Genomic DNA, 25,172 nt, shown 5'->3' with positions numbered 1-25,172 from the left:
CCCGCGATCATCGCGCCGGCGGCGACGGCGCCGATCAGCGTGCGGACCGGACGTCGCGTCCGGGCAGCCGTGCGGGTGGGAGCTGAGGACATGGTGCACTCCTTCGTGCGTGGGTCGATCGTCCTCGGAAGTCCGCCGCGTCCCCCCATCGGGACCGGCAGCCCGCGTCTTCCGGACGGCCGGGCCGACGGCTCCCGCCGACGGGCCGTGGCCGCCCGGCGAGTGTGCTAGGTCCTGACACTGGAGTCAAATCCGTCTACGACTGCTGCGCGCGGCGCCCGGGTGGGTGCCTCTGCCGGGAACGACGAAGGCGGGACACCGACCGGTGTCCCGCCTTCGTCATGATGTGGAGCTGAGGGGACTCGAACCCCTGACCCCCTGCATGCCATGCAGGTGCGCTACCAGCTGCGCCACAGCCCCGTGGCCCGCGGACGGACCCCGACGCCCCGAGGGGCGCCCCGAGAGTCTAGGACGAACGAGCCGCGAAGCGCCAATCGCGCCGCCACCCGCAGCGTGTGACGTGCGGCATCACGTCAGTCCGGGTCGCGTGTCGTGTCGTCGGCGTCCAGCTCCGCGGGCTCCGGGTCCGGGCCGGCGTTCCAGTCCGACGAGGCGTCTGTGGGGCCGATGTTGTAGCCGAGCAGGCGCCAGGCCGGCACCACGTCCGCCCCCGACCGCACCATCTCCGCCCAGTGGGCGTTGTGCATGCCCGCGACCCCCCGCCACGCCGGGTCCTGCCCCAGCAGCTCGGCGACCAGCGAGCCGATCGCCGCCCCGTGGGACACGACCACGAGCCCGCCACGCCCGGCCGTGCGGTCCACCTGGTCGAGCACGGCGGCCGAGACGCGCGCGGCCACGTCGGCCCGCGACTCCGCGCCGACGCCCGCGGGATCCCCACCGGCTCGCCACGCCTGGAACTCACCGGGCCAGCGCGCCTCGATCTCCTGCCCCGTCAACCCCTCCCAGGCCCCGAACGCGCGTTCCCGCAGCCGCGCGTCGAGCTCGACGGGCACGTCCAGGGCGCGCCCCAGGTAGCCCGCGGTCTCGGCCGCGCGCGTCAGGTCGGACGCCACGATCCGGGCCGGCCGCGGCCGGCCCGCGAGCCGCGCCGCCGACGTGCGCGCCTGCCAGTGGCCCACCTCGTCGAGCGGGATGTCGATCTGCCCCTGCAGCCGCGCCTGGGCGTTGTAGGCGGTCCGCGCGTGCCGCCACAGCAGCAGGTGCTGGGTCACGCGTCCGCCTGCTCGCCCCGCTCCTCGGGAGGGAGCTCGATCAGGGGGCAGTCCTTCCAGAGCCGCTCGAGCGCGTAGTACACGCGGTCCTCGGCGTGCTGCACGTGCACGACGATCTCGCCGAAGTCGATGAGCACCCACCGCCCCTGCGCCTTGCCCTCGCGGCGCACGGGCTTGGCACCCAGGTGGTGCAGCGCCTCCTCGACGGCGTCGACGATGCCGCCGACCTGCCGCTCGTTGGTGCCGGACGCGATGAGGAAGACGTCCGTGAGCACCAGCTGCTCGCTCACGTCGAGCGCGATGATCTCCTGCGCCTTGAGGTCGGAGGCGGCGCGGGCGGCCGCATGGGCCAGCTCGGTCGCACGGGGGCTCGCGGGCACGTGGGCTCCTCGGGTCGGTGGACGGGCGCCCACCGGCTGGTGGGACGCCGCAGGCGTGCAGGTGGGGTCAGAACGGTCCGGCGCGACCGGCCGCCCACAGCGCGAGCGCCGCGGCGGCCTCGGCACCGTCGTCGCCGGAGCGCGTCTGGATGACCAGCAGCATGATGAGGAACCCCAGCACGAACGCGACCACGGCCAGCACGAGCACGTGCAGCCACGTGTACGGGTGCAGCCGACGCGACGGCTCGTCGTCCTCGTCCTCGTCGTCGTCGTGCGTGGCGACCGCGGACGCACGCGCCGCCGCCCAGGGCGGCGCTGTCGCACCGTCCGTGGGGCGGACGACGGGGTCCGGGGGCGCCGTGCGGGACCAGGTGTCGGCCGGCTCCGGGGCGGGCGCCGACGACCCGGCGACGTCGGGCGACGCCGCGGGACCGGACGGCGCGCCACCGGCCGGCCACGCGGACGGCGGCGCAGCCGCGGGTCGGGCCGTCGGTGCAGGCGCGGCCGCCTGGAAGGAGCTCACGGAGGGCGCCGCTGCCGGCGGCTGCGACGGTGCGGCGGATGGGCTCGACGGCGTCCACGGCGCCGGGGCGGGGGCCGGCGGTGCCGACGTCCCCCCTCCCCACGCCGACGTCCGCGCAGGAGCGGCAGGTCCCGGCGCTGCCGTGCCGCCCGCCCAGCTGGGGGCCCCGGACGCGGGCGGGGTACCCCGGTCGCGCGCCCAGCCGGACCCGTCACCGGGCGCGGGGGCACCCGCGGGCGACTGTCCCCACGGGCGAGGTGCCGTCGGCTGCGCGGAGACCGGCGGACGCGGTGTCGACCGCTGATCGGGTGCACCCGCTCCCCCGGCTCCCCAGGCGGGCCCGGTGGGCGGTGCGGCCGCGGGCGCCGCCGCGGCGGACGACGCAGGGGCCGGACGGGGAGCGGACGCCGGTCGCTGCGGCATCGCCGGTGTCGCGGGGCGCGGCGCGGGCGGCGGGGTCGCCGCACGCGGCGCAGGCGCCGCCGGGCGCGGGGCCGACGGCGCGGCCGACCGCGGCGCGGACGTCGGGTCGAGCGCGGAGTCGCGGTACGAGCGCCGCGACCGCGAGCCGTCACCGGCCGGCGGTGCGGCCGGGGCGGCGGGACCGGCGGAGACGGGTCCGGGCCGGCCGGGCTGCTGCCCGGGGCCGGACGACCACGCGGGCGTGCCCGTCGCAGGCGCCGACCGGGTGCCGGCAGGGGGCGTCACGAGCCGGCTGCGCATGGCGCGCCGCGAGCTCGGGGCGCCCTGCTCGTCGCCGGGGGACGGGGCGCCAGGGCCCTGCCCACCGTCCTGGGCCGCACGCTCCATCTCTCGACGGCGGCGACGCTCTCCGGGTTCACTCATCACGACCTCGATACAACCTGTGCTTGGCGATGTACTGGACCACCCCGTCCGGGACGAGGTACCACACCGGCTCCCCTGCACGCGCACGCGCACGGACGTCGGACGAGGAGATCGCCAGGGCCGGGATCTCCAGCACGTCGACCCGCCCGGCGGGCAGGCCGTCCACCGACAGCGCGTGGCCCGGACGCGTGACCGCGACGAACCTCGCCATGTCGAACAGCTCGGCAGCATCCTTCCACGTGAGGATCTGGGCGATGGCGTCCGCACCGGTGATGAAGAAGAGGTCGGCGTCCGGACGCTCGGTCTTGAGGTCCCGGAGCGTGTCGACCGTGAACGTCAGCCCCGCACGGTCGATGTCGACCCGGCTCACGGTGAAGCTCGGGTTCGACGCGGTCGCGATCACCGTCATCAGGTAGCGGTGCTCGCCGGGCGAGACGTCCATGTCCTGCTTGAACGTCGGGTGCCCCGTCGGGACGAAGACGACCTCGTCGAGGTCGAACCGGGCGGCGGCCTCGCTGGCGGCCACCAGGTGCCCGTGGTGCACGGGGTCGAACGTGCCGCCCATCACACCGAGGCGTGGGCGGGAGGGGACCCCAGCGGTGACCGGCACCGTCAGTGGCGCGTCCCGACGGACCGGAACGCGTACGTGACCAGCAGCATCGCCAGCAGGCCCACGAACGCGCCGACGCCGAAGACGACAGGCGGGAAGGGCAGCGCGTCGGAGTGCTCAGCGGCCGTCCCGGCCGCGGCGATCAGGGTGGCGTGCACGTCGTCCTCCTGCTGGTGCTCGTCGGTCATGCATGTCCGTCGCGGCGTCCCCGGTCACCCGGTGCCGCAGCGACCCAGTGTCGCACGCGGGGCCGTGCCCCCCCGACCACGGAGGGCGTCGGCCCGCTCACGGCCGCACGTGGCCGTCGCCGTGCACCACCCACTTCGTCGTCGTCAGCTCGGCCAGGCCCATGGGCCCGCGGGCGTGCAGCTTCTGCGTCGAGATGCCGATCTCGGCGCCCAGGCCGAACTGCCCACCGTCCGTGAACCGCGTCGAGGCGTTGACGATGACCGCCGCGGAGTCGACCTCGGCGACGAACCGCTCGGCCGCACGCAGGTCCTGCGTGACGATCGCCTCGGTGTGGCCGGTCGACCAGCGCCGCACGTGCGCGATCGCGTCGTCCAGGGAGTCGACCACCCGCACCGCGAGGTCGAGGGACAGGTACTCGGTCGCCCAGTCGACGTCGGTCGCCGGCACCGTGGCCGCGCCCTGCGGCGCGAGCTGCAGGGTCGCCTCGTCACCGTGCACCGTGACGCCGGCGTGGCCCAGGGCCGCCAGGGCCGACGGCAGGAACGACCCGGCGACCTCGCGGTGGACGAGCAGGGTCTCGACCGCGTTGCAGACGCCGACGCGCTGCGTCTTGGAGTTGAGCAGGATCGCCAGCGCGTCACCCTGGTCGGCGCTCGCGTCGACGAACAGGTGGCAGTTGCCCACGCCCGTCTCGATGACGGGAACGGTCGCCTCGCGCACGACGGTCGCGATGAGGTCGGCACCGCCGCGCGGCACCAGGACGTCCACCAGACCGCGCGCGTGCATGAGCGCGACGCCGCCGGGACGCCCCCACGCGTCGACGGACTGGACGAGGTCGGCGGGCAGGCCCTGCGCGACGAGCGCCTCGGCGAGGACCTGCACGACGACCTCGTTGCTGCTGGCCGCCGCGGAGCCGCCCCGCAGGATCACCGCGTTGCCGCTCTTGAGCGCCAGCCCCGCGGCGTCGACCGTCACGTTCGGGCGCGCCTCGTAGATCATCCCGACGACGCCCATCGGCACCCGCAGCTGCTGCAGCCGCAGGCCGTTGGGCAGCGTGGAGCCGCGCACGACCTCGCCGACCGGGTCGGGCAGCGCCGCCAGCTCGCGCAACGCGTCCGCGATCGCCGCCACCCGCGGCGGCGTCAGGGTGAGGCGGTCCAGCAGACCCGGCGACATGCCGTTCGCCCGTCCTCGCTCGACGTCCTGCGCGTTGGCGGCCAGGAGCCGGTCCGTCGCGGCGACGAGGGCCTCGGCGAGCGCGCGCAGCGCACCGTCCTTGGTCGCCCGGGTCGCCGTCGCGAACGCGCGTGACGCCTCGCGGGCTCGGCGTGCGACGGCCAGCACCGCGACCTCGGGGTCGTCCAGGGCGGCAGGAGTCAGGTCCTCCAGCGACGTGGTCATACCCTCAGGCTAACCGCGCACGGCATCACGGCGCCGCCCTGTCCGCGCGTCGTGCGCGTCGCCCGCGCGTCGTCCGCGGCCAGGTCAGCGGCGCCGACGCACCAGCACGAGGTCGTCGCGGTGCACCAGCTCGCGGTCGTAGCCCGGACCGAGCTCGTCGCGCAGGTCGCCCGTGCTGCGTCCGAGCAGCTGCGGGACCTCCTGGGCCCCGTACGCGACGAGGCCGCGGGCGACCACGGCACCGGCCTGGTCCACGAGCTCGACGGGGTCACCGGCCTCGAACGACCCCTCGACGCCCGTCACGCCGGCGGGCAGCAGCGACGTGCGCCGCTCCACCACGGCGCGCACCGCGCCCTCGTCGAGCACCAACCGCCCTCGCGTGCGTGCCGCGTGGGCGAGCCACAGCAGCCGGATCGAGCGCCGCCTGCCGGTGGCGGCGAACCAGGTGCCCACGTCGTCGCCGCTCAGCGCGGACCCGGCCTGCGCGGCCGAGGTCAGCACCACCGGGATGCCCGACTGCGTGGCGATCGCGACGGACTCGAGCTTGGTCACCATGCCGCCCGTCCCGACCGCGCTGCCGCGCGCGGTGACGTCGATGCCCTCGAGCTCGCCCAGCGCCCGCACCTCCGCGACCCGGCGCGAGCCGGCGCGCGACGGCGGGCCGGTGTAGAGCGCGTCGACGTCCGTCAGCAGGGCCAGGGCGTCCGCGTGCACGAGGTGCGAGACGAGCGCCGCGAGCCGGTCGTTGTCGCCGAACCTGATCTCGTCGGTCGCCACCGCGTCGTTCTCGTTGATGATCGGCACGACCCCGAGGTCCAGGAGCCGCGTCAGCGCCCGGTGGGCGTTGCGGTACCGGCCGCGACGCCAGGTGTCCTCCGCCGTGAGCAGCACCTGCGCGACCGTGAGCCCGTGCGCGGCGAAGGCGCGCGTGTAGTGGGCGACGAGGAGCCCCTGCCCCACGGAGGCGGCCGCCTGCTGCGTGGCCAGGTCCCGTGGGCGCGCCGCCAGGCCCAGCGGCCCGATCCCGGCGGCGATGGCGCCGGAGGACACCAGCACGACCTGCGTGCCGGCGGCACGCCGCGCGGCGAGCACGTCGACGACCGCGGACAGCCGCCGTGGGTCGAGGTGCCCCTCGGGCGTCGTCAGCGACGACGAGCCGACCTTGACGACGATCCGGCCCGCGCGGGGCAGCTGGTCACGTCCCGACAGGGCGGCGGCACTCACGGCACCCATGATGCCTGTCCCCGTCGCACGACCCGCGCACCGACCGCCCCCCGGACGCGCCCTGCGGCGCCCGGGGGCGGACGGTCACGCGTCCGGATCGGTCCAGACGCCCTGCTCGCGCTCCGTCCACAGCTCGGCACGGGCCGCGGCCTTGGCGTCCATGCGCTCGGTGTACTCCCGACGCTTCTGGCCGCGCGTCGGCCGGGCCCGGTCCTCGAGGCGGGCGTCGCTCCCGCGAGGCCCGCCGAGGAGCTCCGAGCCGGTCAGCAGCGTCGGCTCCCAGTCGAACACGACCGAGTTCTCGTCCGGGCCGATGCGCACCTCGTCGCCCGCCACGGCACCGGCCTTGTAGAGCGCCTCCTCGACGCCCGCCCGCGCGAGACGGTCCGCGAGGTACCCGACGGCCTCGTCGTTCGTGAAGTCCGTCTGGCGGACCCACCGCTCGGGCTTCTCGCCGCGGATCGCGAACCACACCTGTCCCCCGCCCTCGCGGCGCGTGACGGTGAACCCCGAGTCGTCGACCGCGCGAGGGCGCAGCACGACGCGCGTGACCTCCGGCGCCGGTGCGGCCCGGCGGGCCTCCGCGACGCGCTCGGCGAGCGCGAACGTCAGCGCCCGCAGACCCTCGTGGCTCGCCGCCGAGATCTCGAAGACGGGCAGGCCACGCCCCTCGAGCTCGGCCCGCACGAGGTCGGCCAGCTCCCGCGCCTCGGGCACGTCGATCTTGTTGAGCACGACCACCCGGGCCCGCTCCGCGAGCGGCACCCCGCCGGAGGCGACCTCGAGGTCCTCGGCGTACGCGCCCAGCTCGGCCTCGATCACGTCCAGGTCGGTGACGGGGTCACGGCCCGGCTCCAGCGTCGCGCAGTCCAGGACGTGCACGACGACGGCGCAGCGCTCGATGTGCCGCAGGAACTCCAGGCCCAGCCCCTTGCCCTGGGACGCCCCGGGGATCAGCCCGGGCACGTCCGCGACCGTGTAGCGGGCGTCACCGGCCTGGACGACCCCGAGGTTCGGCACGAGGGTGGTGAAGGGGTAGTCCGCGACCTTGGGGCGGGCGGCCGAGATCGCGGCGACGAGGCTCGACTTGCCCGCCGACGGGTACCCGACGAGCGCGACGTCGGCGATCGTCTTGAGCTCCAGCACCACCTCGGCCTCGTCACCCGGCTCACCCAGGAGGGCGAACCCGGGGGCCTTGCGGCGGGGTGAGGAGAGCGCGGCGTTGCCGAGCCCGCCCCGGCCGCCGGCCGCGACGACGTAGCGCGCCCCGGCACCGACGAGGTCGGCGAGCACCGTGCCGTCGGGCGACTTGACGACGGTGCCGTCCGGCACGCCGAGCACGAGGTCCTCGGCGGTGGCCCCGCTGCGGTGGTCGCCCATGCCCTGGGTGCCGGAGGCCGCGCGGCGGTGCGGCAGGTGGTGGAACGGCAGCAGGGTCGTGACCTGCGGGTCGACCTCGACGATCACCGACCCGCCGTTGCCGCCGTTGCCGCCGTCGGGGCCGGCGAGCGGCTTGAACTTCTCGCGGTGGATGGATGCACAGCCGTGCCCACCGTCACCGCCGGTCGCGTGCAGCACGACACGGTCGACGAACGTCGCCACGGCTGGTCCTCCTTCGTCTGCGGGTGCAGATCTCGATCGTCACACGACGAAGGGGCGCACCGCACCGGTGCGCCCCTCCGACCGTGAAGCTGGGGTGTGTCGCGACCTCAGAGGGAGGCGACGACGTCGATGACCTTGCGGCCACGACGGGTGCCGAACGTGACCGCACCGGGAGCCAGTGCGAACAGCGTGTCGTCGCCACCGCGGCCGACGTTCTCGCCCGGGTGGAAGTGCGTGCCGCGCTGGCGGACGATGATCTCGCCGGCCTTGACGACCTGACCACCGAAGCGCTTGACGCCGAGGCGCTGCGCGTTCGAGTCGCGACCGTTGCGCGAGGAGCTCGCGCCCTTCTTGTGTGCCATGACTGACCTGCTCTCCGGGTGCTGCGAAAGGGTGGACGGCCGCGTGAGCGGCGCGGGCTCACGTGATGTCGGTGACCTTCAGGCGGGTCAGCTTCTGACGGTGACCCTGGCGCTTGCGGTAGCCGGTCTTGTTCTTGTACTTGAGGATGTCGATCTTGGGACCCTTCTCGTCCCGCACGACCTCGGCCGTCACCGTCACCTTGGCGAGCGCCGCGGCGTCGGTGGTGACCTTGTCACCGTCGACGAGCAGGAGCGCCGGCAGCTGGACCGACGACCCCGCCCCGGCGGCGAGGCGGTCGACGACGACGACGTCGCCGACGGCGACCTTCTCCTGGCGGCCGCCAGCCTTCACGATCGCGTACACCACGTTGCTGCTCATCTCTGCTCGTCGGACCTGCTCATCGGTGCTTCGTGCGTCCTGCTCGTCGGTGCCGCGCGACCCGCCGGGACCCGCGCACCGCCCAGCCACGGGGGCAGGGGGTTCGCGTCGGCGGTGTCATCCGCGGCGCCTGCGCCGGGGACCTGGGTGGTGCCGACCCCGAGTCTCCTCGGATCACGGCACGCACGGTTCCCGGCACGCGCGCGACGCACCGACGTTCTAGCGTACGGACCCGCTCGCGCCCGGTCAAACGAGCGGGTGCGAGCGGGTCCGTCGGCCGGTGGTCGCGCGCCGCGTCAGTCGTCGCCGGGCGTCGGCGGCACGGCGGCCGCGTCGGGCTCGGCAGCGGCGTCCGTCTCCGCGACGTCCTCGTCGAACACCTCGGGCGCGACCGCGTGGAGCTCGAGCGGCGCGTCCGTCTCGACGACCGGTGCCGGCGCGGAAGGCCCGGCGCCGGCGGCCCGCAGCTCCGCGAGGACGTCGAGGCCCGACGTCCCGGCCGGAGCCGCGACGTCGTCGTTCGACGCGTCACCGGACGCCTCGTCCTGCGGCGCCTCCACCACGGGCGTGACGGGTGCGACCGCCTCCTCGACGGCCGGCGCGTCGGCACCGTCCGGCGCGACGTCGTGCTCGTGGGCGTGGGCGGCGGCCGCCGCGATCGTCGCCAGCGTGGCCTTGACGGCCTCGCGCGCCTCGGGCAGCACGGGCACCGCGGGGTGCGGCGCAGCGCCGGACCCGGTCTCGGCCGCGCCGCGCTTGCGCCGCGAGCGCTTGGACTCCCCCGCCTCGGACGCGGGCGGCGTGTGGACCTCCGGACGCCCGCCCTTGCCCACCGGGTCCGTGTGCACGATGAAGCCCCGCCCGTGGCAGTGCTCGCACGTCTCGCTGAACGCCTCGACGAGGCCCTGGCCGACGCGCTTGCGCGTCATCTGGACCAGGCCCAGCGACGTCACCTCGGCGACCTGGTGCTTGGTGCGGTCGCGCCCGAGGCACTCGACGAGCCGACGCAGGACGAGGTCCCGGTTGGACTCGAGGACCATGTCGATGAAGTCGATGACGATGATGCCGCCGATGTCCCGCAGCCGCAGCTGCCGCACGATCTCCTCGGCGGCCTCGAGGTTGTTGCGGGTGACCGTCTCCTCGAGCGTGCCGCCGGCACCGGTGAACTTGCCGGTGTTGACGTCCACGACCGTCATCGCCTCGGTGCGGTCGATGACGAGCGAGCCGCCCGACGGCAGCCAGACCTTGCGGTCCATGCCCTTGGCGAGCTGCTCGTCGACGCGGTGGACCGTGAACACGTCCTGGGTCCCCGTCCACTTCTCGACGCGGGCGGCCAGGTCGGGCGCGAGGTCACCGACGTACGTCGAGATCGTCGACCACGCGTCCTGCCCCTGGACGACGAGCGAGGAGAAGTCGTCGTTGAAGATGTCACGGACCACGCGGATCGCCATGTCCGGCTCGCCCTGGAGCAGGGCGGGCGCGTTCGCCGTCCGCCGCTTCTTCTCGATCGCCTCCCACTGGCCCTGCAGGCGTGCGACGTCGGCGCGCAGCTCGTCCTCGCTGGCGCCCTCGGCGGCCGTGCGGACGATCACGCCCGCGGAGTCCGGGACCAGGTCGCGCAGGATCTTCTTGAGCCGCGAGCGCTCGTTCTCGGGCAGCTTGCGGCTGATCCCGGTCATGCCGCCGCCCGGCACGTACACGAGGTACCGGCCGGCGAGGGTGATCTGGCTCGTCAGACGCGCGCCCTTGTGCCCGATGGGGTCCTTGGTCACCTGGACCAGCACCGCGTCACCGGACTTGAGGGCCTGCTCGATCCGTCGCGGCTGGCCCCCGTCCATGCCGGCGGCGTCCCAGTTGACCTCACCGGCGTAGAGCACCGCGTTGCGCCCCTTGCCGACGTCGACGAACGCGGCCTCCATGCTGGGCAGCACGTTCTGCACGCGGCCGAGGTAGACGTTGCCGACCATCGAGGCCTGAGCCTGGTGGGACACGTAGTGCTCGACGAGCACGCCGTCCTCGAGGACGGCGATCTGGGTGCGCGCGTCGACCTCCCGCACGACCATGGCGCGCTCGACGGCCTCGCGGCGTGCGAGGAACTCCGCCTCGGTGATGATCTGGCGACGGCGGCCCGCGTCACGTCCCTCGCGGCGGCGCTGGCGCTTCGCCTCGAGCCGCGTCGAGCCGCGCAGGGCCGTCACCTCGTCGCCGGTCGAGCGGCGGCGGGGCTCCTCGGGAGCCTCACCGCGCGCCCCGCGGCGACGACGCCGGCGACGACGGCTCGAGCCGGAGCCCTCGTCGTCCCCCGCGTCCTCACCCGGCTCGGCCTCGGTCCGGCTCTCCGGCTCGTCCTCGCCCGGCTGCTCGTCCGCGTCGTCCTCGGGCGAGTCGGCGCGGCCACGCCGTCCACGACCGCCGCGCCGCCGCCGGCGGCGCGGCGACGTGCCGTCGTCGTCGGCCGGGTCGTCGTCGCCGTTGTCGTCCGCCTCGCGCCCCTCGGCGTCCGCGTCGGCCGCGGCGTCCGTCCGCCCGGGCTCGTCCTCGTCCTCGACGTCCGGCGCCGGTGCGTCCTCCGCCGTCGCCTTGCGGCCACGACCGCCGCGACGACGACGGGAGCGGCCACCGCCCTCCTCGGGCGCGTCCTCGCTCGTGACGACCGAGGTCTCCTCCGGGGCGACCTCCGACGGCGCGGCCGACTCCCCGAGGTCGAGCGTCTGCTCGCCCTCGGCCTCGGTCCGTGCGGCCTCCGAGATCTCCTGGGGCGACCCCGCGGACGCCTGCGCGCGGCGTCGACGCGGACGCGACGTCGGCTCGGGCGCCTGGAAGAGCAGCGCCGTGGTCGCGAGCCGCCCGCGCGTGGTCGGCTCCTCGTCCGTCCGCACCGGTCCCAGCTCGGCCAGCACGTCGAGCGGCGCCTCGGTGCGGGACCGCTCAGCGGCCGCGTCCTCGTCGGGCGTCTCCGTCCCCTCGTCCGCGACGGTCTCCGGGCCGGACCGGCCCGCGCGTCCGCTGCGGCGTCCGGACCTGCGGCGGCGCGGCGTGCGCTCCTCGGCCACCTCGGCGGCGGCCTCCGGCTCGGTGCTCCCGGCGTCGTCGCCGTCCGCGACGTCGTCCGTGGCGGACGCTGCCGTCGACCCGTCGGACGCGTCCTGCTGCACCGTCTCGTCCTGCACCGGCTCGTCCTGCACCGGCTCGTCCTGCGCCGGCGGGGCCGGGACGTCGTCGAGGACGACGGTGCGCGTCACGCGGCGCGAGCGGCGTGCCCGCGTCGGTGCGGGCGAGGCGGCCGGGACCACGTCCTCGACGGGGTCCGGGCCGGGCGACGGCGCGTCGGCCGGCGGCTCGGGCGGGGCGACGTCGGCGCCAACCCCGGTCGACGTGCCGACGTCGGGCGCCTGCGGGGTCACGACGTCGCGGACGACGCGGCGTCGCCGCTTCTTCGGTGCCACCTCGGCGGTGAGGGCGGCGTCGGCGTTCTCGGGGCTGTTCACGGGAGACAAGCGTGTACTCCTGAGCACCGGGGACCCCGCCCACACGACGTGCGCCCCCGGGCGGTCGGTCGTCGCTCACGGCCGGTCGACCCGGCGCGGCGACGGAAGTCGTCGGTCGCGGCCGCCGCAACCTCCGGCGCCATCGCCTGCCAGGCCGTCTCGGGGCTCCAGGCTGGAGCCCGCCGAGGGCGGGGCGGCGGCTGGCCTGCACGGTCACTGCTGCGGCGAGCTCGTCGGTCCCGACGGTGTGGGCGCCAGGACCGTGACGAGTATCGCACAGGACCCCGCCGCCGCCGTTCGGGCACGGGGTGAGTTCACGACGTGTCGTCAGCACCCGGGACCTTCGTCCTGCCCCCCGGCGGGCCGCCGTCCTAGCGTCGTCGCAGGGGCGGGCACCGTGGTGCGCGCCCCGCGCGGCGCCGCCGCGCCCGTCCCGGCAGCACGACCGCCCGCCCCTCGCACCGCACGGAGAATCGCGTGGACGCCCTCGACCTGGCCCGCTGGCAGTTCGGCATCACGACCGTCTACCACTTCGTCTTCGTCCCGCTGACGATCGGGCTGTCCCCGCTCGTCGCCATCATGCAGACCGCGTGGGTCCGCACGGGCAACGAGCGCTGGCTGCGGCTGACGAAGTTCTTCGGCAAGCTCCTGCTCATCAACTTCGCGATCGGTGTGGCCACCGGGATCGTGCAGGAGTTCCAGTTCGGCATGAACTGGTCGGAGTACTCGCGGTTCGTGGGCGACGTCTTCGGTGCGCCGCTCGCGATGGAGGCGCTGGCCGCGTTCTTCGTCGAGTCGACCTTCCTCGGGCTGTGGATCTTCGGGTGGGACAAGCTGCCGAAGAAGATCCACCTCGCGTGCATCTGGGCCGTCGCGATCGCGACCAACCTGTCGGCGTTCTTCATCCTCGCCGCCAACTCCTGGATGCAGCACCCCGTCGGGACGACCTACAACTTCGAGACCGGCCGCGCCGAGATGACCGACATCGTCGCCGTCCTCACCAACCCGACCGTCCTGGCCGCGTTCCCGCACACGATCGCCGCCGCCTTCCTCACGGCCGGCACGTTCGTCGCGGGCATCGCGGCCTGGTGGATGGTGCGTCTGGTCCGCAGCGGCGACGAGGAGCGGGCGCGCGACGTCTACCGCCCCGCCGTCGTCCTCGGCCTCGTCACCATGCTCGTCTCGGGCGCGGGCGTCGCGGCCAGCGGCGACTGGCAGGCCAAGCTCATGTTCGACCAGCAGCCGGCCAAGATGGCCGCGGCCGAGGGGCTGTGCGAGACGCAGGACGGCGCGGCGTTCTCCATCCTGGCGGTCGGCGACCTCACCAACGACTGCGCGGGGGTCCGGCACCTCATCGAGCTCCCCGGGTTCACCTCGTTCCTCGCGACCGGCGACTTCGACGCCCGGATCCGCGGCGTCGACGAGCTGCAGGAGTACTACACCGAGTGGGTGACGAGCTGGGAGGAGGCCAACGGCGTCGAGGCGACGTTCGACCCCCAGGACACGCGCTTCTACCCGAACCTCGCGATCACCTACTGGTCGTTCCGCCTCATGATCGGGTTCGGTGCCGGGTCCGCCGCGCTCGCGCTCGCCGCGCTGTGGCTGCTGCGCCGCAAGGGGGCGGTCACCGACAAGGTGTGGTTCGGCCGCCTCGGCATCGCCGCGATCGCCACCCCCTTCCTCGCGTCCGCGTTCGGGTGGATCTTCACCGAGATGGGACGTCAGCCGTGGGTCGTCGCACCCAACCCCAACACGTCCGGTGTCGACGGGGTGTGGCTGCTGACCGCCCGCGGGGTCAGCGAGGTCGTCAGCCCCGGCATGGTGCTGTTCTCGATGATCGGCTTCACGCTGCTGTACGGCGTGCTCATGGTCGCCTGGTTCCGGCTGATGAAGCGGTACGCCGTGCAGGGCGTCGCGGACACCGAGCACGACCCGAGCCCCGAGGCCAACCCGCCCGCCGACGACGCCGACGGCACCGCCCGTCCGCTGTCCTTCGCCTACTGAGGAGACCGTCGTGGACCTCCCCGTCGTCTGGTTCCTGCTCATCGCCGTCCTGTGGACGGGCTACCTCGTGCTCGAGGGCTTCGACTTCGGCGTCGGCATGCTGCTCGCGATCCTCCCCCGCGGCGACAAGGCCCGCCGGGAGAAGGAGCGCCGGCTGATGATCAACACCGTGGGCCCGGTCTGGGACGGCAACGAGGTGTGGCTGCTCACCGCGGGCGGTGCGACGTTCGCCGCCTTCCCCGAGTGGTACGCCACGCTGTTCTCCGGCTTCTACCTGCCGCTGTTCCTCATCCTCATCGCCCTCATCGTCCGCGTCGTCGCGTTCGAGTGGCGCGGCAAGATCGACTCCCCCGCCTGGCGCGGGTGGGCGGACCGGGCGCTGATCTTCGGCTCGTTCGTCCCCGCCCTGCTGTGGGGCGTCGCGTTCGCCAACCTCGTGCGCGGTGTCGAGCTCGACGCGGACCACCAGTACGTCGGCGGCTTCCTCGCCCTGCTGTCGCCGTTCGCCCTGCTCGGTGGGCTCGTCACGCTCAGCATCTTCCTCACGCACGGCGCGATCTTCCTCGCCATGAAGGTGGACGGTGAGATGCGCGAGCGCGCCGGGACCTTCGCCGCGCGCAGCTCCGTCGTCACGCTCGTCGTCGCCGGCGTCTGGGCGGTGTGGGCCCAGCTCGCGTACAGCGGCAAGGGCTGGACGTGGGCGCCCGTGCTCGTCGCCGCAGCCGCCCTGGTCCTGGTCGTCGCGGCGACCAGGCTGCGCCGCGAGGGCCTGGCCTTCACCGCCTCGGCCGTCGCGATCGTCGCCGCCGTCGTGCTGATCTTCGGCTCGATGTTCCCCGACGTCATGCCGGCGTTCGACCCCGCCAACTCGCTGACCGTCGACAACGCCTCGTCCACGGACTACACGCTGACGGTCATGACGTGGGTCGCGGTGATCCTCACGCCCCTCGTCCTGCTCTACCAGGGCTGGACGTACTGGGTGTTCCGCAAGCGCCTGACCATCGAGCACATCCCGGAGGCGACCGGACTCACGTTCGACCGCGTCGTCTCGCGGTCCTGACACGTGGTCTGCTGGACCGCGTGAAGCCCCTCGACCCGCGGCTCCTGCGGTACGCACGGTCGGCGCGCGGCTACCTCGCCCTGACCGTCGCGCTCGGGCTGCTCACCGGCGCCCTCGTCGTGGCGCAGGCGCTGCTCCTGGCGCACGCGCTCGGCTCGGCGGTCGCCGAGGGTGCCACGCTGTCGGCGATCGCGCCGCTCGTGGGGGTGCTGGCCGGCGTCGTGGTCGTGCGCGCCCTCGTCGCCGCGATGCAGGAGCGGTACGCCCACCGGTCCGCGACGCGAGCCGTGGCCGAGCTCCGGGAGCGTGTCGTCGCGCACGCGGCCGCGGTCGGGCCGCGACGCGCCGCACCCGCCGACGGCGCGAGCCTGGTGACCCTCGCGACACGCGGGCTCGACGCCCTCGAGCCGTACTTCGTGCGGTACCTGCCCCAGCTGGTGCTCGCCGCCACCCTCACGCCCGCGACGCTGCTCGTCGTGCTCGGCCTCGACTGGGTGTCGGCGGCCGTCCTGGCGGGCACGGTCCCGCTCGTCCCGGTGTTCATGTGGCTCGTCGGCGTCATGACCCAGGGCCGCTCGGAGCGCGGGCTCGCCACCATGCAGCGGCTCGGCGCCCAGGTGCTCGACCTGCTCGCCGGGCTGACGACCCTGCGCGCGTTCGGGCGCGAGCGCGGCCCGGTCGCCCGGGTCCGCGAGCTCGGCGACGCGCACCGACGGGCGACCATGGGCACGCTGCGCGTCGCGTTCCTCTCCGGCATGGTGCTCGAGCTCCTGACGACGCTGTCCGTCGCCCTGGTGGCCGTCGGGATCGGCCTGCGCCTGGTCTACGGGCAGGTGGACCTCGTCACCGGACTCGCGGTGCTCGTGCTGGCCCCGGAGGTCTTCCTCCCCCTGCGTCAGGTCGGCGCGCACTTCCACGCGTCCACGGACGGCGTCGCCGCGGCCGACCGCGCCTTCGCGGTGCTCGAGGTGCCCGTCCCGGACGCGGGGACGCGCCCGGCACCGGACCTCGCCCGGGGCCGCGTCCGCGCCCACGGGGTGGCCGTGCAGGGGCGCGGCGGCTGGGCGCCGGCGCCGCTGGACGTCGAGCTCGCAGCCGGTCGCGTCGTCGCGCTCGTCGGCCCCTCCGGCGCCGGCAAGTCGACCGCGGTCGAGGTGCTGCTCGGGCTGCTGCCCCCCGACCTGGGGCACGTCACGCTCGAGGCCGCCGACGGCACGTCGACCGACCTGCGGGACGTCGACCTGCCCGGCTACTGGCGCCAGGTGACCTGGCTGCCGCAGCGCCCGCTGCTGGAACCCGGCACGATCGCCGACGTGCTCGGCGCGGACTCGCCCGCCGACCGCGACCGCGCCGCCGCCCTCACCGGGCTCGACGCGGTCGTCGCGGCGGCGCCGGACGGGTGGGGCACCGTCCTGGGCGCGGGCGGCGCCGGCCTGAGCGTGGGCCAGCGCCAACGGCTCGCCCTGACGCGCGCGCTGCTGCGGCCCACCCCCGTGGTCGTGCTCGACGAGCCGACCGCGCACCTCGACGCCGCCGGCGAGCAGGTCGTCCTGGCGACCCTCGACGCGCTGCGCGACGCCGGGTGCGCCGTCCTGCTCGTCGCGCACCGGGCCTCCCTGGCCGCGCGCGCCGACCAGGTCGTGCAGGTCACCGGGGTGCCAGGGTCCGACACCGCTCGCGCCGGGGCACCGGAGCAGGTCCGATGAGCGCACCGACCTCCAGCGCCCCGGCCTCGAGCACCCCGGCCTCCAGCGCCCCGACGTCCTGGACGCCCGCCGCGCCGCGGCCGCCGCGCGGCACCCTGCGGCGGGCCCTGCGTCTGCTCGACGTCGACCCCCGCCGCGCGGCCCTGGCGGTCCTGCTGGGGACGCTCGCGCTCGGCTCGGCGGTCGCGCTCGCGGCCGTCGCCGCGTGGCTCATCGCCCGCGCGTCCCAGATGCCCCCCGTCCTGGAGCTGTCCGTCGCCACCGTCGCCGTCCGCGCCTTCGGCATCGGGCGTGGGCTCATGCGCTACCTCGAGCGCCTCGTGTCGCACGACATCGCGCTGCGCGGTATGGCGCACCTGCGCGCCACCGTCTACGACCGGCTCGCCGCGGGATCGCCGCGTGCGCTGCTCGCCGTCCGACGCGGTGACCTGCTGGCCCGCGTCGGCGCCGACGTCGACGCGGTCGGCGACGTCGTCGTCCGTGGTCTGCTGCCGGCCGCCGTCGCGCTCACGCTGGGCGTGGGGACGTCCGTCGCGATGGCGCTGTTCTGGCCACCCGCCGGGCTCGCGCTCGCGGCCTGCCTGGTCGCGGCCGGCGTCGTCGCTCCCTGGCTGACGGCGCACGGCGCCCGCACCGCCGAGGAGCGGGGTGTGCGGGCACGGGCCCGCATGAGCGCGACGTCGTTGGGCGTGCTCGACGACGCCGGCCCGCTCATGGTGTCCGGCCGCCTCGACGGCGAGCTCGACGCGCTGCGTGCCGCGGACGCCGACCTGGCGCGCGCGGCCGACGCCGGGGCGCGTCCCGCCGCGCTCGCCGCCGCGATCGGCCAGCTCGCGGTCGGCGCGGCCGTGGTCGCGGCGCTCGTCACGGGCGTCCCGGCCGTCGCGGCCGGGCTGCTCGCACCCGTCGAGCTGGCGGTGATCGTGCTCACCCCGCTGGCGGCCTTCGAGGCGACGTCGCTGCTGCCGGCCGCTGCCGTGCAGGTCCAGCGCTCACGTGCCGCCGCGGCCCGCGTGCTCGCGCTCGTCGACGGCGCCGGTCCGGGTTCGACCGCGGCCGTCGGGGAGCAGCCGTCCGGCGACGCCACCGACCGCCCCGACGCCGGGACGGGGACGACGGCGGGGCCCGTCCTCGTCGCGACAGGTCTCGCGTGCGGGTGGCCCGGCCGCCCGGCCGTGCTGCGCGACGTCGACCTCACGCTCGCCGCGGGAGGGCGGCTCGCCGTCGCCGGGCCCAGCGGCGAGGGCAAGACGACGCTCCTGCTGACCCTGGCGGGGCTCCTGCCCCCGGTCGCCGGCGAGGTCACCCTCGACGGCGTGCCCCTCGCGGGCCTCCCGCAGGGCGGCGTCGTCCGCGACGTGGTCATGACCGGCGAGGACGCCCACGTGTTCGGCACGTCCGTCCTGGAGAACCTGCGGGTGGCCCGCGGTGACGTGACACCCGACGAGGCGGTCGACGCCCTGCGGCGCGCCGGCCTCGGCTTGTGGCTCGACGCGCTGCCCGACGGGCTCGACACAGCGCTGGGATCCGACGCCCGCACCGTCTCGGGCGGCGAGCGGCGCCGCCTGCTGCTCGCACGCGCCCTGCTCGCCGACGCCGCTCTCCTGCTGGTCGACGAACCCGCCGAGCACCTCGACGGCCCGACGGCCGACGGTGTGCTGCGCGAGCTGTGGCACGCGCCGCCCACGCGCCGCGGCACGGCCCGCGGTGTGCTCGTCGTCAGCCACCGTCTCAGCCCGCTGGCCGCCGCGGACGAGGTCCTGTGGCTCGCGGACGGGCAGGTGGCGGCACGCGGCACGCACGAGCAGCTCCTGGCCCACGTCGCGGGCTACGGTGAGGCCGTGCGGGCCGAGCAGCAGGAGACGTCGTGAGCGAGCACCGTGGCGAGATGCGCGAGGTCGCCCCGCGGCTCCCGACGGCCGGCGCGCCGTTCGAGCGCGGGGTGCTGCGCGACGCCCCCCCGGACCCCGCGGCCCTCACCGGGGACGCGCTGACCGACCTGCTCGGGGCGATGCTGGCCGTCGCCGGGCACCTCGAGCTGCCGGCCGTGCTGGACCGGTTCGTGCAGGTCAGCGCGGAGCTGACGTGCGCCCGCTACGGGGCCATCAACGTCCTGGACGACGCCGGTGCCTCCACCACGTTCGTGTACACCGGCGTCCCCACCGCCGTGGCCCGCGCGATGCGCCACCCCCCGCACGCCCAGGGCGTGCTGGGGCAGATCCCGATCGACGGGGCCCTGCGGCTCGACGACCTCACCCAGCACCCGGCGTTCGCGGGGTGGCCCGCGCACCACCCCGCGATGGGCTCGTTCCTCGGTGCCTCCGTCAAGGTCGGCGAGCACGTCTACGGCCAGCTGTACCTGTCCGAGAAGGACGGCGGCGAGCCCTTCACGGCACGTGACGAGCAGATGGTCGTCGCACTGGCGGCCGCCGCCGGCGTGGCGGTCGCCAACGCGCAGCTGTACGCGGAGGCCGAGCGTCGCGAGCACTGGCTGCGTGCCGGGCAGGACATCACGACGATGCTGCTCGAGGGCGTGGACGAGGAGTCCGCGCTCGAGCACGTCGCGCGCACCGCGCGCGAGGTCGCCGGGGCCGACTCCGCGGCCCTGGCGCTGCCGGGCATGGGCGGCGAGCTGTACATCGAGCTCGCCGACGGCTACCGCGCGGACGCGCTCACGGGCCTGGTGATGCCGCGCGGCGGGCGCGCCTGGACGGTGCTCGAGGAGGGCCGGGGCCTGCTGACGCCGTCGCTGTCGGCGTCCCGGACCGTCAAGCTCGACGAGATGCGCGCGTTCGGGCCGGCGATGTTCGCGCCCCTGCACTCCTCGGGGCGCGGCGTCGGGGTCCTCGTGCTGCTGCGGCGCATCGGTGGCACGCCGTTCGACGAGAGCGACCTCGCCACCGCCGAGTCGTTCGCGGCGCAGGCCGCCCTGGCGTACGTGCTGGCCGAGGCGCGGCACGCCCAGGACGTGGCGGCGCTCCTCGACGAGCGCGAGCGCATCGCACGGGACCTGCACGACCTGGCGATCCAGCAGCTCTTCGCCACCGGCATGCAGCTCGAGACGGTGCGTCGTCGCGCCGCCCGGGGCGTCGACCCCCAGGAGCTCATGAGCATCGTGGAGGACGCCCTCGACAACGTCGACAGCTCGGTGCGTCAGATCCGGCAGATCGTCTACGCGCTGCGCGACCCGGACGCGGCCACCGGGCTGGTGGAGCGCCTGCGCCGGGAGACGTCGCTCGCGCGTACCGGGCTCGGCTTCGCCCCGTCGCTGGTGCTCTCGCTCGACGGCGACGGGCTGACCCCGGGCGACGGCGAGGGCGAGGACCGGATCGACGAGCGCCTCGAGCAGGAGCTGACGGACGACGTGGTCGCCGTGGTCCGTGAGGGCCTCGCGAACGCCGCCCGCCACGCGCACGCGTCCTCGGTGAGCGTGCGTGTCGTCGTGCGGGGGTCCGGACCCACCGGATCGGTCGAGGTCGACGTGGAGGACGACGGCGTGGGCCTGCCGGCCGAGCGGGAGCGCAGCTCCGGGACGGGCAACCTCGCCTCGCGCGCGCGGCAGCACGGCGGCACGTTCAGCCTCGGCGCCTCCCCCACCGGCAAAGGGACCCTGCTGACGTGGCAGGCACCGCTCGGCTGAGCGCCCGTCCGCGCGCACCACCGGGGTCAGTGCCCCGGCTCGGCCCGCCAGCCGGAGTTCTTGCGCGAGGCGACCCACGCGGCGACCTGCGTGCGGCGCTGCAGCCCCATCTTCGCGAGCAACGACGTGATGTGGTTCTTCACGGTCTTCTCCGCGACACCCAGCCGCTCCGCGATCTCCCGGTTCGACAGGCCCTCGCCGATGAGGTCGAGCACCCGCAGCTCGCTGGGGGTCAGCGACTCGGTCGGGTCCTCGTGACCGGCACGGCGGCGGGCCACGGTGCGGTCGTCGAGGAGCGTGCGACCCGCGGCGACGGCCCGGATGACGTCGGTGATCTCGGCACCGCGCACGCTCTTGAGCAGGTAGGCCGACGCGCCCGCGTCGAGCGCGGCCGCCAGGGCGTCGTCGTCGTCGAACGAGGTGAGGACGATCGCGCGTGCCGCCGGGAGCGTCTCGCGCACCGCCTTCATGAGGTCGATGCCCGTGCCGTCGGGCAGCTGCAGGTCGACCAGCAGCACCTGGGGCCGCACCAGGGTCGCGCGCCGGACGCCGTCGGCGACGGACCCCGCCTCCGCGACGACGGTCATGCCGTCGGTGCGCTCGACGACCTCGGCGATGCCGCGACGGACGACCTCGTGGTCGTCGACGATCATGACGGAGATGGGCCCTGGCCGGCCGCCCGTGGGCGGCGGCGGCGTCGACTGGCTCGTGGCAGACACGGAGGCATCGTATCGACCTGCGGGCTCGATCCCTGCCGGTGCGGCCGCCGACGGCGCGCCGCCACCCGTCCGGGCCCCGCCCGCGGGACCGTCCGCCGCCCGTGCGCGCCGCACGTCAGCGACGTCGAGCGCGCGGCCGGGGCTGGCAGCGCGGGCACGTGAACGACGACCGGTTGGCGAACGCGTCACGTCGCACGGTCGTCCCGCACCGTCGGCACGGTCGTCCGTCCTGGCCGTAGACGGCCAGCGACCGGTCGAAGTACCCGGACGCGCCGTTGACGTTGACGTAGAGCGCGTCGAAGCTGGTGCCGCCCTGCACGAGCGCCTCGGCCATGACCTCGGCGGCGGCGTCGAGCACGGCCGTGACCTCGGCACGTCGCAGCGTGGCGGTCGGACGGGCCCCGTGCAGGCGCGCGCGCCACAGCGCCTCGTCGGCGTAGATGTTGCCGATGCCGGACACCAGCGTCTGGTCGAGCAGCGCGCGCTTGACCTCGGTGCGCCGGCCCCGGACCGCGGCGACGAGCGCGGTCCGGTCGAGGGCCGGGTCGAGCAGGTCCCGCGCGATGTGCGCGACGGGCACGGGGACGACCGGGCGCGGCGACCCCTGCCCTCCGGGGGCACCGTCGGGCGTGGGCTCCAGGTCCGGCACGGACAGGTGGCCGAAGGTGCGCTGGTCGACGAAGTCGAGCGCGGAGCCGTCGTCGAGCGCCAGCCGGACGCGCAGGTGCGGGTGCTCCACCCAGCCGCCCGGCCCGGGAGCGGCGACCACGTCCGGACCGGCGTGGCCGGGCGCGACGTCCGCACCGCGCACGAGGAGCTGCCCGCTCATGCCGAGGTGCGCCATGAGCGCGTCGTCGCCGCGGCTCGCGCCCTCGTCGAGCAGCAGCCACAGGAACTTGCCGCGGCGCACGGCCGCCTCGAGGCGCCGGCCGACCAGTCGCGCGGCGAAGTCCGCCGGCCCGCCCTCGTGGCGGCGCACCGAGTAGTCCCGTCGAACCTCGACGTCCGTGACGGTCCGCCCCAGGACGTGCCGTGCCAGACCGTCCCGGACGGTCTCGACCTCGGGCAGCTCGGGCACGCGTCAGCGCGGGTCGGTCGCGGGGATCTCGTGCTGCTCGGCGTCGCGCAGCGCGCTGAGGGTCGCCCAGGCGGCCGACGCGGCCTCCTGCTCCGCGATCTTCTTGGCCGAGCCGGTGCCCGAGCCGCGCACCTGCCCGCCGACGACCGCGTGCGCGGTGAACGTGCGCGCGTGGTCCGGACCCTCGCCCGTGACCTCGTAGTACGGCGCACCGAGGCCGAGGGCGGCCGAGAGCTCCTGCAACGAGGTCTTCCAGTCCAGGCCCGCGCCCAGGTCGGCGGCCGCGGTGAGCGTGGGGCTGACCAGCCGGTCGACGAGCGTGCGGGCCGGCTCCAGGCCGTGCGACAGGTAGACCGCCCCGAAGATCGCCTCGAGCGTGTCCGACAGGATCGAGTCCTTGTCCGTGCCGCCGGTGGCGAGCTCGCCCTTGCCGAGCAGGACGTAGCCGCCGAGGTCGAGCGTCCGGGCGACCTGCGCCAGGGCGCGCTGCGACACCGTCGCGGCGCGCATCTTGGCGAGGTCCCCCTCGGAGTGCCCCGGGTGCGCGCGGTAGAGGTGCTCCGTGACCACGAGCCCGAGCACGGTGTCGCCGAGGAACTCGAGGCGCTCGTTCGTCGGGATCCCCCCGGCCTCGTGGGCGAAGGAGCGGTGGGTCAGGGCGAGCACGAGAAGCTCGGGGTCCAGGTGGACCCCGAGCTTCTCGAGGAGCGACTGCGCTGCCGTGCTCACGCGACGCCGGTGTCGACGGGTGTGCCGGTCATCGGACGCGTCGGTCAGACGGCCTCGTGCTCGCTGCGCACGGCCTCGACGTAGCGTCGGCCGTTGTACGCACCGCACGTCGGGCAGGCGATGTGCGGTCGCGTCTGCGACTTGCACTGGGGGCAGCTGGTGAGCGTCGTGGCAGTGGTCTTCCACTGCGACCGACGCGCACGGGTGTTGCTGCGCGACATCTTGCGCTTCGGAACCGCCACGGTCAGCTCTCTCTCTTCTCGTCGTCAGTGCCCTGCAGGCCGCCGAGGGCCGCCCACCGGGGGTCGATCGTGTCGTGCGCGTGCTCCGGGTCGTCGGCGAGCCGCTCCCCGCACTCCGAGCACAGGCCCGGGCAGTCCGGCCGGCACAGGGGCCGGAAGGGCAGCACGGGCACGACCGCGTCACGCAGCGCGGGCTCGAGGTCGACGAGGTCGCCCTCCAGCTCGCGCACGTCCTCGTCCTCGTCACCGCTCGCGACCGCGGCGTCGGCGCGCTCAGGGTAGACGTACAGCTCCTGCAGCGTCGCGTCGACAGGCTCGACGACCCGCTCCAGGCACCGCACGCACTCCCCGACGGCTTCGCCGCGGATCGAACCGGAGACCAGGACCCCCTCCATGACCGCCTCGAGCCGCAGATCCAGCTCGAGGTCGCTCCCGGAGGGGATGCCGATCATGCCGCTGCCGAGCTCGTCGGGCGCCGCGACCGTCCGCTGCACCGTCCGCATCGATCCCGGACGTCGGCCGAGCTCGTGGGTCTCGAGCACGAACGGCGAACGGGGATCGAGGTGGGATGGGCGCACGGTCCGGTCCCCTCGTTCCAGGTGGCACCGTGCGCAGGCGCGCGGTGCCGTGTTGCGGCAATGACGACTCGGCCCACGCCACGACCGGCAGGACCAACCGAGAACTCTACGGCACGGCGGGCCCCTGTCCCAAACGGCGGCCCGAACCGGTCCTAGCCGTCCTCCCCGGGCGCGAGCCGACCCGCCAGCTTCGCGCGACCGGCCTGCACCTGCGACAGGACCTTCCCCAGGTCGATCTCGAAGTCGGCGAGCCGGCGGTCGCAGTAGTCGTCGGCGTCCCGGCGCAGCGACTGCGCCGTCTCCTGCGCGTCGGCGAGGATCTGCGCCGCACGCTCCCGAGCGGCCGTCACGACGCTCTCCTGCTCGACCAGCTCGGCCGCCCGCGCCCGGGCCCGGGCGACGACCGCCTCGGCCTCCGCGTGCGCCGCCGCCCGGGCGGCGTCCGCGTCGGCCAGCACCTCGTCGGCGCGGTGCAGCTGGCTCGGCAGCGCCTCCCGCACCTGGTCGACGAGCTCGAGCAACTCCGCCCGGTTCACCAGCACCGACGAGGACATCGGCATGGCGCGTGCCTGGGCGACCGCGTCCTCGATCGCGTCCAGCACACCCCCGACACCCTCCGTGCGCTCCTCGCCGTCGTCCGTGTGCTCCGTCATCGTCCGTCCTCTCCCCCGCCGTCGGGCGCCAGCGCGCGGCGCACCGCCACCGCCACCGCGGGCGTCACCATGTCCTCGATCGGCCCGCCGTGCCGCGCCACGTCCTTGACCAGGGAGGACGCGATGTGCGCCCGCCCCGGGTCCCCCACGACGAAGACGGTCTCGACCCCCGACAGGTGCCGGTTCATCAACGCCATCGCGAGCTCCGCGTCCAGGTCGGCGCCGCTGCGCAGGCCCTTGACCACCGCACATGCGGCGACGTCCCGCACGAGGTCGACCAGCAGCCCGTCGGTCGCCACGACCCGCACGCCGTCCACGCCCGCGAGGGCGTCCTCGGCGAGCCGCACCCGCTCCTCGGGTGGCAGCAGCGACCGCTTGGACGCGTTGTGGGCGACGGCGACGACGACCTCGTCGAACATCGACCGCGCGCGCCGGACGACGTCCACGTGGCCGAGCGTGATCGGGTCGAAGGACCCGGGGCAGACGGCGGTGCTCACGGACGCCAACCTACGTCACGGGCAGGTTCC

23 protein-coding genes and 1 tRNA gene are annotated in these 25,172 nt (G+C 75.2%); 5 read left to right on the top strand and 19 right to left on the bottom strand.

Features of this window, described 5'->3' with window-relative positions; all coding sequences use genetic code 11:
- Positions 1–347 precede the first annotated feature (347 nt).
- From Cph01nite_RS07455 to Cph01nite_RS07400, 12 genes are all read right to left on the bottom strand, one after another.
- Positions 348–420 (bottom strand) — tRNA-Ala (locus tag Cph01nite_RS07455).
- A gap of 113 nt (positions 421–533) precedes the next feature.
- A complete protein-coding gene (locus Cph01nite_RS07450) occupies positions 534–1,232 on the bottom strand; it encodes a histidine phosphatase family protein (RefSeq protein WP_203672779.1) in 699 nt (232 codons plus the stop codon).
- Positions 1,229–1,612, bottom strand: a complete 384-nt coding sequence (gene rsfS, locus Cph01nite_RS07445; RefSeq protein WP_203672777.1) for a ribosome silencing factor — start codon at positions 1,610–1,612, stop codon at positions 1,229–1,231. Before rsfS ends, Cph01nite_RS07450 begins: the two co-directional genes overlap by 4 nt.
- Before the next feature lie 67 nt (positions 1,613–1,679).
- On the bottom strand, positions 1,680–2,135 hold the full coding sequence (locus Cph01nite_RS07440; protein WP_203672771.1) for a hypothetical protein: 456 nt from the start codon (positions 2,133–2,135) through the stop codon (positions 1,680–1,682).
- Positions 2,136–2,973: 838 nt separating this feature from the next.
- Positions 2,974–3,591, bottom strand: a complete 618-nt coding sequence (nadD, locus tag Cph01nite_RS07435) for a nicotinate-nucleotide adenylyltransferase (protein ID WP_203672770.1) — start codon at positions 3,589–3,591, stop codon at positions 2,974–2,976.
- Between the two features lie 2 nt (positions 3,592–3,593).
- On the bottom strand, positions 3,594–3,779 hold the full coding sequence (locus Cph01nite_RS07430) for a hypothetical protein (protein ID WP_203672822.1): 186 nt from the start codon (positions 3,777–3,779) through the stop codon (positions 3,594–3,596).
- 97 nt (positions 3,780–3,876) lie between these two features.
- Positions 3,877–5,181 carry a glutamate-5-semialdehyde dehydrogenase gene (locus Cph01nite_RS07425; RefSeq protein WP_203672769.1) on the bottom strand — a complete coding sequence of 435 codons (1,305 nt, stop codon included), beginning with the start codon at positions 5,179–5,181 and terminating at the stop codon, positions 3,877–3,879.
- Between the two features lie 84 nt (positions 5,182–5,265).
- Positions 5,266–6,414, bottom strand: a complete 1,149-nt coding sequence (proB, locus tag Cph01nite_RS07420; RefSeq protein WP_203672768.1) for a glutamate 5-kinase — start codon at positions 6,412–6,414, stop codon at positions 5,266–5,268.
- 75 nt (positions 6,415–6,489) lie between these two features.
- A complete protein-coding gene (gene obgE, locus Cph01nite_RS07415; protein ID WP_203672767.1) occupies positions 6,490–8,007 on the bottom strand; it encodes a GTPase ObgE in 1,518 nt (505 codons plus the stop codon).
- A 107-nt stretch (positions 8,008–8,114) separates the two neighbouring features.
- On the bottom strand, positions 8,115–8,369 hold the full coding sequence (gene rpmA / locus Cph01nite_RS07410; RefSeq protein ID WP_203672765.1) for a 50S ribosomal protein L27: 255 nt from the start codon (positions 8,367–8,369) through the stop codon (positions 8,115–8,117).
- A 58-nt stretch (positions 8,370–8,427) separates the two neighbouring features.
- The gene (gene rplU / locus Cph01nite_RS07405; RefSeq protein WP_203672820.1) at positions 8,428–8,736 is read right to left on the bottom strand and encodes a 50S ribosomal protein L21; all 309 of its coding nucleotides are present in this window, start codon (positions 8,734–8,736) and stop codon (positions 8,428–8,430) included.
- Between the two features lie 308 nt (positions 8,737–9,044).
- The gene (locus Cph01nite_RS07400) at positions 9,045–12,245 is read right to left on the bottom strand and encodes an Rne/Rng family ribonuclease (RefSeq protein WP_203672763.1); all 3,201 of its coding nucleotides are present in this window, start codon (positions 12,243–12,245) and stop codon (positions 9,045–9,047) included.
- Positions 12,246–12,713: 468 nt separating this feature from the next.
- Between Cph01nite_RS07400 and Cph01nite_RS07395 the strand changes: the two genes are divergently transcribed.
- From Cph01nite_RS07395 to Cph01nite_RS07375, 5 genes are read left to right on the top strand one after another with little or no spacing between them, the layout of a single operon-like run.
- Entirely contained in the window at positions 12,714–14,240 is a 1,527-nt protein-coding gene (locus Cph01nite_RS07395; protein WP_203672761.1) for a cytochrome ubiquinol oxidase subunit I, read from the top strand.
- 10 nt (positions 14,241–14,250) lie between these two features.
- A complete protein-coding gene (cydB, locus tag Cph01nite_RS07390; protein ID WP_203672758.1) occupies positions 14,251–15,300 on the top strand; it encodes a cytochrome d ubiquinol oxidase subunit II in 1,050 nt (349 codons plus the stop codon).
- A gap of 20 nt (positions 15,301–15,320) precedes the next feature.
- Positions 15,321–17,006, top strand: coding sequence for a thiol reductant ABC exporter subunit CydD (gene cydD / locus Cph01nite_RS07385; protein ID WP_203672757.1), 1,686 nt, complete (start codon positions 15,321–15,323; stop codon positions 17,004–17,006).
- Positions 17,003–18,877, top strand: a complete 1,875-nt coding sequence (cydC, locus tag Cph01nite_RS07380; RefSeq protein ID WP_203672754.1) for a thiol reductant ABC exporter subunit CydC — start codon at positions 17,003–17,005, stop codon at positions 18,875–18,877. Before cydD ends, cydC begins: the two co-directional genes overlap by 4 nt.
- 17 nt (positions 18,878–18,894) lie before the next feature.
- Positions 18,895–20,646 carry a sensor histidine kinase gene (locus Cph01nite_RS07375; protein ID WP_373307550.1) on the top strand — a complete coding sequence of 584 codons (1,752 nt, stop codon included), beginning with the start codon at positions 18,895–18,897 and terminating at the stop codon, positions 20,644–20,646.
- Between the two features lie 26 nt (positions 20,647–20,672).
- Here Cph01nite_RS07375 and Cph01nite_RS07370 read toward each other — a convergent pair whose 3' ends face one another.
- The 7 genes from Cph01nite_RS07370 to coaD form a co-directional block, all read right to left on the bottom strand.
- Positions 20,673–21,299 carry a response regulator gene (locus tag Cph01nite_RS07370; protein ID WP_203672818.1) on the bottom strand — a complete coding sequence of 209 codons (627 nt, stop codon included), beginning with the start codon at positions 21,297–21,299 and terminating at the stop codon, positions 20,673–20,675.
- Positions 21,300–21,480: 181 nt separating this feature from the next.
- Positions 21,481–22,443, bottom strand: coding sequence for a bifunctional DNA-formamidopyrimidine glycosylase/DNA-(apurinic or apyrimidinic site) lyase (gene mutM / locus Cph01nite_RS07365; protein ID WP_203672747.1), 963 nt, complete (start codon positions 22,441–22,443; stop codon positions 21,481–21,483).
- A 3-nt stretch (positions 22,444–22,446) separates the two neighbouring features.
- Positions 22,447–23,172, bottom strand: a complete 726-nt coding sequence (gene rnc / locus Cph01nite_RS07360; RefSeq protein ID WP_203672746.1) for a ribonuclease III — start codon at positions 23,170–23,172, stop codon at positions 22,447–22,449.
- 44 nt (positions 23,173–23,216) lie between these two features.
- On the bottom strand, positions 23,217–23,414 hold the full coding sequence (gene rpmF, locus Cph01nite_RS07355) for a 50S ribosomal protein L32 (protein ID WP_191781891.1): 198 nt from the start codon (positions 23,412–23,414) through the stop codon (positions 23,217–23,219).
- Between the two features lie 2 nt (positions 23,415–23,416).
- Positions 23,417–23,917 (bottom strand): YceD family protein, encoded by a 501-nt coding sequence (locus Cph01nite_RS07350; protein WP_239069113.1) that lies wholly within the window; start codon positions 23,915–23,917, stop codon positions 23,417–23,419.
- 227 nt (positions 23,918–24,144) lie between these two features.
- Positions 24,145–24,645: a hypothetical protein gene (locus tag Cph01nite_RS07345; RefSeq protein ID WP_203672744.1), complete on the bottom strand. Its 501-nt coding sequence runs from the start codon at positions 24,643–24,645 to the stop codon at positions 24,145–24,147.
- Entirely contained in the window at positions 24,642–25,142 is a 501-nt protein-coding gene (gene coaD / locus Cph01nite_RS07340) for a pantetheine-phosphate adenylyltransferase (RefSeq protein ID WP_203672742.1), read from the bottom strand. Before coaD ends, Cph01nite_RS07345 begins: the two co-directional genes overlap by 4 nt.
- Between the last annotated feature and the right edge of the window lie 30 nt (positions 25,143–25,172).

The sequence above is a fragment of the Cellulomonas phragmiteti genome (genome assembly GCF_016862775.1).
Lineage (GTDB): Bacteria > Actinomycetota > Actinomycetes > Actinomycetales > Cellulomonadaceae > Cellulomonas > Cellulomonas phragmiteti.
The sequence above is the reverse complement of the archived record's forward strand: the minus strand, read 5'-3'. Positions and strand labels throughout refer to the sequence as shown.

Bases quoted from the DNA above. Each gene is read 5' to 3' on its own strand.
- Cph01nite_RS07375 (WP_373307550.1), top strand. From the start codon at position 18,895: ATGCGCGAGGTCGCCCCGCGGCTCCCGACGGCCGGCGCGCCGTTCGAG.
- cydC (WP_203672754.1), top strand. From the start codon at position 17,003: ATGAGCGCACCGACCTCCAGCGCCCCGGCCTCGAGCACCCCGGCCTCC.
- rpmA (WP_203672765.1), bottom strand. From the start codon at position 8,369: ATGGCACACAAGAAGGGCGCGAGCTCCTCGCGCAACGGTCGCGACTCG.
- Cph01nite_RS07370 (WP_203672818.1), bottom strand. From the start codon at position 21,299: ATGATCGTCGACGACCACGAGGTCGTCCGTCGCGGCATCGCCGAGGTC.
- Cph01nite_RS07430 (WP_203672822.1), bottom strand. From the start codon at position 3,779: ATGACCGACGAGCACCAGCAGGAGGACGACGTGCACGCCACCCTGATC.
- proB (WP_203672768.1), bottom strand. From the start codon at position 6,414: ATGGGTGCCGTGAGTGCCGCCGCCCTGTCGGGACGTGACCAGCTGCCC.
- Cph01nite_RS07345 (WP_203672744.1), bottom strand. From the start codon at position 24,645: ATGACGGAGCACACGGACGACGGCGAGGAGCGCACGGAGGGTGTCGGG.
- Cph01nite_RS07350 (WP_239069113.1), bottom strand. From the start codon at position 23,917: ATGCGGACGGTGCAGCGGACGGTCGCGGCGCCCGACGAGCTCGGCAGC.
- Cph01nite_RS07425 (WP_203672769.1), bottom strand. From the start codon at position 5,181: ATGACCACGTCGCTGGAGGACCTGACTCCTGCCGCCCTGGACGACCCC.